General features: G+C 71.6%; 10 protein-coding genes. 3 read left to right on the top strand and 7 right to left on the bottom strand.

Annotated features, from left to right (window positions below):
* Nucleotides 1–135: 135 nt before the first annotated feature.
* Nucleotides 136–1,236: a quinone-dependent dihydroorotate dehydrogenase gene (locus tag ACS5RC_RS17900; RefSeq protein ID WP_478345249.1), complete on the bottom strand. Its 1,101-nt coding sequence runs from the start codon at nucleotides 1,234–1,236 to the stop codon at nucleotides 136–138.
* Nucleotides 1,233–1,580: a DUF952 domain-containing protein gene (locus ACS5RC_RS17895; RefSeq protein WP_478345248.1), complete on the bottom strand. Its 348-nt coding sequence runs from the start codon at nucleotides 1,578–1,580 to the stop codon at nucleotides 1,233–1,235. The genes ACS5RC_RS17900 and ACS5RC_RS17895 overlap by 4 nt, the downstream gene beginning before the upstream one ends.
* Before the next feature lie 212 nt (nucleotides 1,581–1,792).
* Here ACS5RC_RS17895 and ACS5RC_RS17890 point away from each other — a divergent pair, with 212 nt between their 5' ends.
* The 3 genes from ACS5RC_RS17890 to ACS5RC_RS17880 all read left to right on the top strand — a co-directional run bounded on the left by ACS5RC_RS17890 (nucleotide 1,793) and on the right by ACS5RC_RS17880 (nucleotide 4,864).
* Nucleotides 1,793–2,425, top strand: coding sequence for a S24 family peptidase (locus ACS5RC_RS17890; RefSeq protein ID WP_478345247.1), 633 nt, complete (start codon nucleotides 1,793–1,795; stop codon nucleotides 2,423–2,425).
* 181 nt (nucleotides 2,426–2,606) lie between these two features.
* Nucleotides 2,607–3,701 (top strand): two-component system sensor histidine kinase NtrB, encoded by a 1,095-nt coding sequence (locus ACS5RC_RS17885; protein WP_478345246.1) that lies wholly within the window; start codon nucleotides 2,607–2,609, stop codon nucleotides 3,699–3,701.
* Between the two features lie 179 nt (nucleotides 3,702–3,880).
* Nucleotides 3,881–4,864, top strand: coding sequence for a TIM44-like domain-containing protein (locus ACS5RC_RS17880; RefSeq protein ID WP_478345245.1), 984 nt, complete (start codon nucleotides 3,881–3,883; stop codon nucleotides 4,862–4,864).
* Nucleotides 4,865–4,881: 17 nt separating this feature from the next.
* Here ACS5RC_RS17880 and rsmA read toward each other — a convergent pair whose 3' ends face one another.
* From rsmA to lptF, 5 genes are all read right to left on the bottom strand, one after another.
* Nucleotides 4,882–5,766 (bottom strand): 16S rRNA (adenine(1518)-N(6)/adenine(1519)-N(6))-dimethyltransferase RsmA, encoded by an 885-nt coding sequence (rsmA, locus tag ACS5RC_RS17875; protein WP_478345244.1) that lies wholly within the window; start codon nucleotides 5,764–5,766, stop codon nucleotides 4,882–4,884.
* Entirely contained in the window at nucleotides 5,763–6,875 is a 1,113-nt protein-coding gene (pdxA, locus tag ACS5RC_RS17870; RefSeq protein WP_478345243.1) for a 4-hydroxythreonine-4-phosphate dehydrogenase PdxA, read from the bottom strand. The genes rsmA and pdxA overlap by 4 nt, the downstream gene beginning before the upstream one ends.
* 150 nt (nucleotides 6,876–7,025) lie before the next feature.
* Complete coding sequence (locus ACS5RC_RS17865; RefSeq protein WP_478345242.1) at nucleotides 7,026–9,689, bottom strand: LPS-assembly protein LptD; 2,664 nt, start codon at nucleotides 9,687–9,689, stop codon at nucleotides 7,026–7,028.
* Between the two features lie 79 nt (nucleotides 9,690–9,768).
* A complete protein-coding gene (gene lptG / locus ACS5RC_RS17860; RefSeq protein ID WP_478345241.1) occupies nucleotides 9,769–10,857 on the bottom strand; it encodes an LPS export ABC transporter permease LptG in 1,089 nt (362 codons plus the stop codon).
* Nucleotides 10,858–10,861: 4 nt separating this feature from the next.
* Nucleotides 10,862–12,019 carry an LPS export ABC transporter permease LptF gene (gene lptF, locus ACS5RC_RS17855; RefSeq protein ID WP_478345240.1) on the bottom strand — a complete coding sequence of 386 codons (1,158 nt, stop codon included), beginning with the start codon at nucleotides 12,017–12,019 and terminating at the stop codon, nucleotides 10,862–10,864.
* Between the last annotated feature and the right edge of the window lie 154 nt (nucleotides 12,020–12,173).

Here is a 12,173-nt window from a genome sequence, read left to right as displayed (position 1 = left end):
TGACAAACGACCTGCTCTGTGCAGGTGCGAGATAAGCGGCCCCCTCGCGCCGGCTCAATCCGGTCCGGATGCAGGCCCCTCATGCGTGGGGCACGTGGGCCGAGCGGGAATTGCCGCCGCCCATGCAACCAGAGCTTAAGCCGCCCGTGCCAACTCGGCCGCGTCCCGCCCGACCGCGGATGCGAGGCTCGTCAGGCCCTCGGCCCGCATCCGGGCGACCAGCCCGGTCTTGATCGTGCCGACGAGGCCGGGCCCGGCATAGACCAGCGCCGAGTAGAGCTGGATGAGGCTCGCGCCGGCCCGGATCTTGGTCCAGGCGGCCTCGGCCGAATCGACGCCGCCGACGCCGACCAGCGGCAGCCGGGCGCCGACCCGCAGGTAGGTCTCGGCGAGCAGCCGGGTCGCGGGCCCGAACAGCGGGCGGCCCGAGAGGCCGCCGGTCTCCCGGGACAGCGCGGCCTCGGCGAGGCTCGCGGGCCGCGCGACCGTGGTGTTCGAGACGACGAGGCCCTGCACGCCGCGCCGCTGGGCCGTGGCGCAGATCGCATCGAGGCTGTCCAGGGTGATGTCGGGGGCGATCTTGAGCAGCACCGCCGCAGGGGCCGTCCCAGAGGCCGTGGCGGAGGACGCCGCCCCGTCGCGGGCCTCGACCACCCGGGCGAGCAGGTCGTCGAGGAAGGCCTCGCCCTGGAGGTCGCGCAGGCCTGGCGTGTTCGGCGAGGAGACGTTGACGGTGACGAAATCCACGAGCGGGGCGAGCCGGGCCGTGCAGGCGACGTAGTCGGCCAGCCGGTCCTCGGTCTCCTTGTTCGCCCCGATATTGACGCCGACGACGCCCGGGCGCCCATGCCGAGCCGCGAGGCGGCGGGCCACCACGTCGAGCCCCTCGCTGTTGAGGCCGAAGCGGTTGATGACCGCGCCGTCGCGGGCGAGGCGGAACACCCGCGGGCGCGGATTGCCGGGCTGCGGGCGCGGCACCACGCCCCCGACCTCGACGAAGCCGAAGCCCAGCCCGAGCAGGGCGTCGGGCACCTGCGCGCCCTTGTCGAAGCCCGCGGCGAGGCCGACCGGATTGGGGAAGCGGCGGCCGAACAGCTCGACCGCGAGGCGCGGGTCGTCGGAGGGCGCGCGACGGGCCGGCAAGGCCGCCAGGGCTCTCAACGTCAGATTGTGAGCCTGCTCGGCGTCGAGCCCGTGCAGCACCGGGCGAACCAGGGGGAACAGGATTTCGATCATGCTCCGATCTCCGCCGGGAACACGTGCGCCCCGTCCGGCCCCAGCGGCAGGTCGACCGTGGACCGGACCGCGGCGAGGGGCAGGTCGCCGTAGAGGTGCGGGAACAGGTCCCCGCCGCGGGACGGCTCGAAGCGCAGGGCCTCGTCGAGCGCGTCCGCATCGACGGACAGGAGAATCAGGTCGGCCTGCCCCGCGAAATGCCGGCGCGCGGTCTCCGCGACCTGCGCGGCCGTGGAAAAATGGATGAATCCGTCCGCCTGATCGACGGGCGCGCCGCCGAAGCGGCCGGCCGTCAGGGCCGCGTCCCAGAGATTGCGCGGACAGATCTTGTAGATGAGGGGCATCGCGTCACCGTTTCCATGCGCGCCGTCGATAGGATCGGCGACCACGTCGTGACAACCATTCCGCGGAATCGCGGTTGATCGGGAGGGGGACCTAGCCCCTCGGATGCGGTTGCGCAGCCCCGAAAAGCGGTTGCATTCGTCCGCGAGTAGTTCTACATTCCTACAACTAGGCCGTGCGTCTCAGCGGCCCGGCGAGGCACCGAGCCCGACAGATGTTGTCCCACGAACAGATCTGGACCGCCATCGACCGCTTGGCGGAACGTCACGGTTTCTCTCCCTCCGGCCTCGCGCGGCGCTCCGGGCTCGACGCCACCAGCTTCAACCGGTCGAAGCGGATCGGCGCCGACGGCCGCAAGCGCTGGCCCTCGACGGAATCCGTCTCGAAGGTCCTCGCCGCCACCGGCGCGAGCCTCGACGATTTCCTGCGTCTGATCGAGGCGCGCGAGGGGCCCGTGCGCTCCACCGTGCCGCTGATCGGCATGACCCAGGCCGGCGCCGGGCGGCTGTTCACCGACGACGGCATGCCGACCGGCGGGGCGGGCTGGGAGGAGATCGACTTCCCCGATCTCGGCGAGGAGCGCGCCTTCGCCCTGGAGGTGCAGGGCGATTCGATGCTGCCGCTGTTCCGCGACGGGGACGTGCTGATCGTCTCGCCCTCGGCCAGCGTGCGCAAGGGCGACCGCATCGTGGTCCGCACCCATACGGGCGAGGTGCTGGCCAAGGAGCTGAAGCGGCGCACCGCCCGCACGGTGGAGCTGATCTCGCTCAACCCCGACCACGAGGACCGGGTGCTCAACGTCGGCGAGATCGCCTGGATGGCCCGGGTGATGTGGATCCGCCAATAGGCGTGCCCCCGCCCCGGCGCGGGCCTCGGCGGCCGCGCTCCGGTGCGGCGCGTCTGGCCCTCCGGCCGTGAGCCGCCCGACGCGAACCGCGCGACGTGAACCCTCTGCCTTGGCCGTCGCGCCAAGTGCCGTTAACGCTGGGGCGAGCGCGGCCCCGTCCGGGCCGCTTTCGGATGACCCGATGCCAGAGCCGTATGCCGATGGCCCGATCGACGAGGCCGACAGGGTCCTGGCCGCGGCGGCGGCGCTGCTCGACGGGGCGGCGGTCGCGGCCTTCCTGCTCGACGGGTCGGGAGCCGAGGCGCGCATCCGCTACGTCAATCCTGCGCTCACGGCCCTGACCGGCCACGACCGCGCCGCGCTGCTCGGGAGCACGCTCGGGGTGCTTCTGCCCGAGGCGGTGGTCGAAACCGGGCCCGCGGCCGAAATCCTGGCCGCGCGCGCCGACGGATCGAGCTACTGGGCGCGGCTCACGCTCTCGCCGGTGGCCGCGAGCGCGCTGCGCCTCGGCCAGATCCTCGACGTGACGGCGCGGCGGGAACTGGAGGGCGCGCTCGCCTTGTCCCGGCAGCGGGAGGCGCTCGGCCTGCTCACGAACAGCGTCGCGCACGAGTTCAACAACTTCCTGCAGATCCTGATCGGCTACATCGACGGGCTGAAGCGCCGGCTCGGCAACCATCCGGAGCCGTTCATCCAGCGCGCCATGAGCCGCTCGGCCGACGCGACGGAGCGGGCGGCGGTGCTGACCCGGCAATTGCTGGCCTTCTCGCGCCGCATCGCCCCCGACCTGCGGGCGATCGATCTGGACGCCACGGTCGCCGAAGTGATCGCGGCGATGCGGCCAAGCCTGCCTCCCCGGATCGGCCTCAGCGTCGCCACGACGCCCGACCTGCCCTGGGCGATCGCCAACGCGACGCAGGTGGAGCTGGCGCTTCGCCACATCGTGGCCAATGCCTGCGAGGCGATGCCGGACGGCGGCACCGTCACGGTCTCGAGCTTCCGCGTGCCGCCGGGCGACCGCTCGATGCAGCATCCGGGCGAGGGCGCGGTCGGCCTGATCGTCTCCGATACCGGCACCGGCATGTCCCCCGAGATGCTGGCGCGGGCGCTGGCGCCCTTCGCCACCAGCCGCGAGGCCGGCCGCGGCGCGGGCCTCGCCATCGTGCACGGGCTGATGAAGCGGCAGAACGGCACCATCAGCCTCGACAGCCAGCCCGGCGCCGGGACACAGGTCCGGCTGGTCTTCCCGGCCGCCGCCCGGCGCAGCCTGCATTGAGGGCGGCCCGGAGGGAGGGCGGACCGTGCCGGACCCGGTGCGAAACCCCGCGCTCTTGCCTCGCGGCGGCGACGAAATCGGAAACGTCGCGATCGGGACGGACTAAAACCGCGTCTGGCCCGTCCCCATATTGTCGACGGCGCGCATAGCCGCGACCTGTTCTCTCGTAGAGGCCATCGATGCTCACCTCCACCAAGCGCCGTAAGCGCACGGCGACCCTTCTGGCGCTCGCCGCGGCCCTGACGCTTGCGGCTCCCCTCGCCGAGGCACGGCCCGGCGGCGGCGGCAGCATGGGATCGCGCGGCTCCCGCACCTTCAACGCTCCGTCTGCCACGCCGACCGCTCCGAGCGCCGCGCCGATGCAGCGCACGCAGACCCAGCCCGGCTTCAACAATCCGGGCATGCAGGCGCCGGCCCAGGGGCGGCGCTTCGGCGGCGGCTTCCTCGGCGGTCTGCTCGGCGCGGGCCTGATCGGCGCGCTGCTCGGCGCCGGCCTGTCCGGTGGGCTCGGCGGTATCGGCTCGTTCCTCGGCCTGCTGATCCAGATCGGCCTCGTCGTGCTGCTCGTCTCCTTCGCCCTGCGCTGGTTCCGCCGCCGCAACGGCCAGCCGGCCGGCGCCGGTGCGCCCTACGCGCGCTCGGGCCTCGACGACGCGCCGCCGCGCGGTCCGATGGGAGGTCCCGCGGGCGGTCCGATGGGCGGCCCGTCCGGTCCCTCGGCTGGCCGCATGTTCGGCGGCCAGCCGGCGCAGCCGCAGCAGCGTCCGGTCCAGATCGGCCCGAACGACTTCCAGGCCTTCGAGCGCCTGCTCGGCGAGGTCCAGGACGCGTTCTCGCACGAGGACCGGGTGGCCCTGCGCAACCTCGCGACCCCGGAAATGGCCGGCTACTTCGATGAGGAGCTGCAGGCCAACGCCGCCCGCGGCGTCGTCAACCGGGTGACCGACGTGAAGCTCCAGCAGGGCGATCTCGCCGAGGCCTGGGGCGAGGGCCAGGACGAGTACGCCACGGTGGCGATGCGCTACACGCTCCGCGACGTCACCGTCGACCGCCGCAGCGACCGCGTGGTCGAGACTGGCGCGCCGGAGGCCACCGAGCTCTGGACCTTCGTGCGCCGGCCCGGCCGGGCCTGGATCCTCTCGGCGATCCAGCAGACCCGCTGAGCGCCGCTCGTACCGCGCTAAACTAGGCCGGCCTCGCCTTCGGGCGGCGCCGGCCGTCTCATGTCGTCCCAGGCGTTGGCGAGGGCGACGAAGCCCGCTACCGGCACCTCCTCGGCCCGCGCGGTCTCGCTCAGGCCGGCGGCGGCGAGGATCGTGCCGGGCTCAGGCGTCAGCGCCTTCAGACTCTGCCGCAGCATCTTGCGGCGCTGGCCGAAGGCCGCCCGCGTCACCGCCTCCAGCGCTCCGACCCGGCAGGGCAGGGGAGCCTTGCGGGGTCGGAGCTGCACCACGCTTGAGGTCACCTTGGGGGGCGGCACGAAAGCCGAGGGGCTGACGTCGAACAGGATCTCGGCCTCGGTGCGCCAGCCGCAGAGCACGCCGAGCCGGCCGTAATCGGCGCGCTGCCCTTCATCGGCGACGATCCGCTCGGCCACCTCGCGCTGAAACATCAGCGTCAGCGAATCCCACCAGGGCGGCCAGGCCTCGGCGTCGAGCCAGCCGGTGAGGAGCGGCGTGCCCACGTTGTAGGGCAGGTTCGCGACGACCCGGGCCGGCCCTGCGCCGATCAGCGGCCGCGGGTCGAATTCCAGGGCGTCGGCGTCGATCACGGCCAGCCGGCCGGGATAATGGGCGGCGATCTCGGCCATCGCCGGCAGCGCGCGCGGGTCGCGCTCGATCGCGATCACCCGGCCCGCCCCCGCCGCCAGCAGCGCCCGAGTCAGTCCGCCGGGCCCCGGCCCGACCTCGACCACCGTGACGCCCTCCAGGGGCCCCGCCGCCCGGGCGATCCGGCCCGTCAGGTTGAGGTCGTAAAGGAAGTTCTGGCCGAGCGCCTTGCGGGGCTCCAGCCCGTGGCGCGCCACGACCTCGCGCAGCGGCGGCAGACCGTCCGGGGCGCTCACAGCTCGTCGTCGAGGTCGAAGTGGCGCGACGCCGTCGTGCGGCCCGCATAGGCACTGAGCGGGATCACCGTCGCGCTCTCCGGACGGCCCCCGGCGCGGGCCTCCGCGTTGCGGGCGAGCCGGTCCGCGAGGCGCAAAGCCGCGATCAGGCTGTCGGGCCGCGCGATGCCCTGGCCCGCGATGTCGAAGGCGGTGCCGTGGTCGGGCGAGGTCCGGATGAAGGGCAGCCCGAGGGTGACGTTGACCCCGTCGTCGAAGGCGATGGTCTTGATCGGGATCAGGGCCTGGTCGTGGGTCGGCGCCAGCGCCACGTCGTAGGTCTCGCGGGCGCGGGCGTGGAACAGTGTGTCGGCCGGCAGCGGCCCGGTGATGTCGATCCCCTCCGCCCGCAGGCGGGCCACCGCGGGCGCGAGCACGTCGCGATCCTCGCTGCCGATCGTGCCGGATTCGCCGGCATGCGGGTTGAGGCCGGCCAAAACGAGGCGGGGCGCGGCCAGCCCGAAGCGCTCGGTCAGATCGCGCACGACGATCCGGGCGGTCTCCTCGACGAGGTCCTGCGTCAGCAGGCGGGGCACGTCGCGCAGGGCCACGTGGATCGTCACCGGCACCACCGCGAGGGTCTCGCTCCAGATCATCATCACGGGCCGCGGCGGCGGCAGGCCCGGGGGCACGGCGAGCGCCGCCAGGAACTCGGTATGGCCCGGATGGGCGAAGCCCGCCCGGGTCAGCACGACCTTGGCGATCGGGTTGGTCACGATCGCCGAGGCGCGGCCCGTCCGCACGAAGCCGACGGCGGCGGTGATCGATTCGATGACAGCGCCGGCATGGATCGAATCCGGGCGGCCGGGCAGGGCAGCGACGGTCGCGCCGCTCGGCAGCGCCACCACGGGAAGCGCCCGCGGAAAGACCTCGGCGGCAGTCTCGGGGTCGATCTCGGCCACCGGGACCGGCAGGCCGAGGCGGTCGGCGGCCCGCTCGACGAAGGCCGGGTCGGCCACGAGGAAGAAGGGCGGCAGCGGGTTCAGGCCGCCGCGCCCGAGCCAGGCCGCGAGGGCGAGCTCCGGGCCGATCCCGGCGGGATCTCCGAGCGTGAGGGCGAGCGGTGGCATGGGCAACCCTGACGATGGCTGGGACGGATCCGCCCGCGATCCGGCGGTCCGGTCCCGGGATCTCTCGCCCGGATCTAAGGAGATGGCGCCGGCCCGCAACCCGCGCGGCTGCGAACGGCCCGGCGGCAGGCCGCCCGGCCGCGCGATGCGTCAGCGCACCGAGGCGATGCCGTCGTTGGTGGTGACCGTGCCGACGTTCTGGCGCAGGTCCGCCTCGCCGAGCGTCTTCAGCTCGACGCGGAGCAGGACGGTCTGGTTGCGCTCGCGCGTGCCCAGCGTCGTGGCGATCGGCGAGACGATGTAGTTGAGCGAGACTGTGGTGCACTCGTCCTGGTAGCCGCCGCCCAGGCTCATGCCCGAGAGGTAGAACCGCCCCGGATTCTGATAGACCGGCGTCGCCCCGACCGGGTTCGCCAGGAAGTTGGCGTAGGCGTCGGCGAAGATGTCCCGCGTGTCGAGGTAGTGCGTCAGGTCGACCAGGGCCGAGCCGGTGATGAACCAGTTGGGCGTGATGTTGTAGGTCGCGGTCGCGGTCACGCCCTCGCGGCGATGGGCGAAGCCGAGCAGCGGCTGCGCCTCGTAATAGGAGTAGAAGGTCGAGAGCGTCAGCGGCAGGAACGGCGCGAAGCGCGCGGTCACGCCCGTCTCGAAGCGGTTCACCTTGAAGTCGGTGTGGTCGAAGCGCGCCCGGGTGATGAACGAGATGTTCTGGTTCGGCGAGACCTGGAAGCGGCCGACGAAGTCGGAGCGCCGGGTCTCCAGGCCCGATTCGAGGCCCACATTGGCGATGTCGCCGCGCCGGAACGAGTTGACGCCCGCGAGCTGGATGGATTCGCCGAACAGCACGTTGGTGTACCAGCCGGACGGCGTCACCACCGAGTACTGGGCGCCCAGATTGGTGCGCACGCCGCCCTCGACGCGGTCGTAGCCGGAGAACTTGTCCCACTCGAATAGCGAGGTGTCGTCGAAGACGAGGCTCTGGGCGTCCTCGTTCGGCAGCCGGCCGATCCGGGTCTCGGAGGGCCGCGCGATGATCTGCCCGATCGGCTCCAGGGTGTGGACGCCGAGCGGCCCGAACTCGCTGACGAAGGGATAGCGGTAATCGAGGCCGACCGCCGGCATCACGCGGGCGCTGACGCCCTCGTCGACGTTGGCGATCGTCGGCACCAGGGCGTTCTGGTAGCCCGACAGGCTCGGATTGGTGAAGAAGGTGTCGGCCCGCAGGTAGGCGAAGGGCGTGAACACCTGGCCTGCGTCGTCGATGAAGGTGCGCCGCCAGGAGACCTGGCCCGAAGCGCGGGTGTTCGTGCCGGCGAGGCCCCGGATCAGGCAGGAGGCGCGGTTGAAGGTCGAGCAGGTCTCGTAGAGCGGGTAGCTGATCCCGTTGAAGCTCGGGCTGAACAGGTAGGCGCTGGTGCGCGGCAGGCCCTGGAAGTCGGTCGCCTCGCGCGTCAGGCTGGTGATGTTGCCCTCGAAGCGGACCTCGCCGCCGATCTCGCCCGGCCCGTTGATGCGCTTGTCGTAGTCGATCACCGGAGCGACGATCGGCTGCTCCTTCTGCCAGTCGAAGCTCGACAGGCCTTTGAAGTAGAGGGCGCGTGCCTCGAACCACGAGCGGTCGCCCTGGCCGATCAGGTAGGCCGTCGACACCGCCTCGCGGAAATAATCCGTGGTGATGCTCTGGTTGCGGATGCGGTAATTGTCGAGGAACCACTTGTCGGTGACGCCGACGAGGTCCCAGCCGGTGCGCCAGCGGTCGTTGATGTAGAAGCGGCCCTTGGTCTCCACCGAGCCGCGGAAGTCGCGGTCGCCTGCGCCGAGCGGCCCCGGCAGGAAGGCGGAGGGCGTCGTCTGGAAGATGCCCGACAGGCGCAGATTGTAGGTGCCCGTGTCGAGGCGCTGGCGGAACTCGGCCTGCCCGAGCACGCCCTGGCGACTCACGAAGGCCGGCGACAGGGTGAGGTCGTAATCCGGCGCGAGGTTGAAGAAATACGGCACCGAGGCGCCGGTGCCGAGCGCCGTCGAGGTGATGAAGCGCGGCGTCAGGAAGCCGCTCTTGCGCTTCACCGTCGGGTCGGGCGCCTCGAAATAGGGCAGGTAGGCCACCGGGATGCCGGCGAGCTCGAGGGTCGATTCCTCGAAATAGACCGTGTGGGTCTCGTTGTTGTGGATGATCTTGGCGGCGCGCACCTGCCAGAGCGGCGGCTTCTCCGGGTTGTCCTTGCACGGCTCGCAGGCCGTGTAGGTGCCGTAGTCGAAGGTCGTCTGCTCGCCGTCGATCCGCTCCGCCCGCGGCGCCGAGAACCGGGTCCGCACCGTCTCGCCGCGCCGGACCACCGTCTGCTGGATGCGCAGGGAGTCGATGAAGCCGGTCTTGAAGTCGTCGGTCAGCTCCATCGTCTCGCCGGTGACGACGGCGCCGTCCTGATCGGTGAGGCGGACATTGCCCTCCGCGAAGACGCGGGACGAGGCGCGGTCGTAGCGGACGCGGTCGGCCTGCAGGGTGCGCGGGCCGTAATGCAGCTCGGCGTTGCCGCGTGCCGTGACGGTGTTGTTGTCGTTGTCGTAGATCAGCTCGTCCGCCTCGACGAGGAGCTTCTCGCCCGGCTTGGCCGCGACCTTGGCGGCGAGCGGGTTCGCGGCGCTGGTCTTGTCGCCGCTCGCCTTCTCGGCGCCCGTCCTGGCTCCGCTCGCCTTGGCCGCGCCGCTCGGCGCGGTGCCGGGCTGGGCGGCAGCCCGCGTCGCTGCGGGCGGCAGAGCCGCCAGCAGCGCCAGCAAGCCGGCGAACCGCACGATGGTGGAGACCTTACGCAACGCCTGTCCCAACCTCGGTGACGACGATCGTCACGAACCCAACCAACCCTGCCTCCCGACCCCGCTCGGGGAGCGGGCTTCAGCCGTCTTCCTGGTACAGAAGCGTGAGCGTACCGAGAAGGCTTCCTACCACGGCCGGGAGCCATGCCGCCACTGGCGCCGCCACCACACCGGCGCCGCCGAGCCCCTCCATCAACTGCCGGGCGACGTAGAGGGCGAACCCCGCCGCCACCCCGCCGAGCACGAGCTTTCCGACACCACCAAAGCGGAAAAACCGTAAGGAAACGGTTGCGGCGACGAGCACCATGGCCACGAACAGGATCGGCCGAGCCCAGAGCACGTCGTACTGCAGCCGGTATCGCGTGGCGTCCAAGCCGGCCTTCTCGGTGCGCGCGATGGTTCCGGGCAGTTGCCAGAAAGGCACAGATTCCGGGGGGGTGAAGCGTTGCCGCACCTGTCCCGGATCGAGGGTCGAGGCAATCAGGTAGGTGCCGAAGCTCTCGGGCGGCGACTCGGCCGTGAGCAGGCGCACGTCGCTGAGCTCCCACCAGCCGTCGTGCAGCGACGCGCGCGCGGCCATGATCTGCGACAGGAAGCTGCCCGCCTCGTCGAAGGTGAAGACCTGCACGCCGGCCAGCGTGGTGGTGCCCTCGATCGCGGTCTCGGCCCGGATGATGGCGCTGCCGTCGAGGCTCTTCTGCCGGATCCAGAGGGCCTTGCCGGAGCCCGCCTTGGTGGAGCGGGCGAAGATCTTGGCCTCGATCTCGGTGGAGCGCTGCTTCATCGCCGCCGAGACGGGGTTGTAGACCCCGACCGCGAAGGCGCCGAGCCCGAGCGCCACGCACAGGCCCGGCTGAAGGAACTGCCACGCCGAGATCCCTGCGGCGCGGGCGACGACGAGTTCGAGCTTGCGCGAGAGCTGCAGCAGGGCCGCCATCGAGCCGAACAGCACGGCGAAGGGCAGGACGCCCTCGGCGACCGTCGGGGTGCGCAGCAGCGAGAGCTGCGCCATCAGACCCGGAGAGGCGCCCTCCGCATCGCCCGCCCGGCGCAGCAGCTCGACGAAGTCGAGGGTGTAGACCAGGGCGAAGACCGTGATGAACACGCCGAGGATGGTGCGCACGAAGCGGAGGGCGAAGTAGCGCCCGAGGGTCCAGCCGAGCAGCACCGCCTCAGCTCCGCGCCGGCCGCAGCGTCGGCCGCAGGCCCCGCAGGGCCGCCGAGGTCCGGGCGTTGAAGGCCCGGACGGCCGGCCCCTGGAAGATGATCAGGGCGGAGAGCGCGATCGCCAGGAGCGGCACCCCGTAGACGGCGGCGACCGCGCCCTGGCTGCGCGCGGCGGCGCTGACGGCCGCGAAGCCCGCGATCCGGAGGGCGACCACGGCCGCCACCGCCCCGGCTACCGCCACGCCCCGGCCCTGGCGGGTGGTGCGCGGGTCGCCCAGAGCCGCGAAGGCGATGAAGGCGAGGGCGAGCGGGTAGAGCCAGGACGAGAGACGGTCGTGCAGCTCGGCCCGGAAGCGGCCCTTCTGCAGCTTGAAATAGCCCTCGGACCGGTCGGGAAAGAGCAGCTGCGTCGTCGAGCGCTCGCGCGGCTTGTAGATCAGGTCGGAATCGGGGGGCGCGAAGGCGGCGAGATCGATGGTGTAGCGCTCGAAGGTGAGGATCGAGGAATCCCGGCTGTCCTTCTGCTGCTGGTGCACGCTGCCCTTCTCCAGGGCGAGGTAGCTCTGGCCGTCGACCTCGATCGCGTTGCCGCGCTCGGCGATGTAGATCTTCGTCTTCCCGGATTCCCGCGAATCCTGGATGAACAGTCCCAGCAGGGTGCCGTTCTGTCCGCGCTCGCGGAAATGGAAGGTGATGCCGTTGTCGAGGGTGGTGAACTGCCCCTCCTTGACGACGTTCGCGATGAAGTCGCCGCGCACCCGCGTGATGACGTCGCGCAGCTCCTGGAAGCTCGCGGGCATGACCACGATGGTGGTGAAGCCCACGAGGAAGCTGACCATCAGGGCGAGGGAGAGGAACGGGCGCAGGATCGAGCGCGGCCGCATCCCGGCCGCCGCCATCACGATCAGCTCCGAATCACCGTTGAGCTTGTTCAGCGCGTAGATCACCGCGATGAACAGCGCCATCGGGGCGATCACCACCACCAGCGTCGGCAGCGACAGGCCGGTGACGAACAGGAAGATCAGCAGGGTCTGGCCCTTGGCGGTGATCAGGTCGAGCTCGCGCAGCGCCTGGGTCACCCAGATCGTGCCGGTCAGCCCGATCAGGCAGGCGAGGCAGGCGCCGAGCGCGATGCGGAAGATGTAGCGCTCGATCTGGTTCATCGGCCTGCCGTCCCGGGCTCCTCTTAGCCGGCGCGTCCGGACTCGATTGGCGCGCGAAGTGCGGCGGTTTCAAGAGCGGATGCGCCGCGTTGCGTTCTCCGCCTCAGTGGCTACACAGTGCGGAACACGTAAGACACGGGGACCTCCGGTGCGC

The organism is Methylobacterium sp. HJ2, assembly GCF_056431005.1.
Note: the sequence above shows the minus strand (reverse complement) of the source record. Positions and strands in the feature narration are given on the sequence as shown.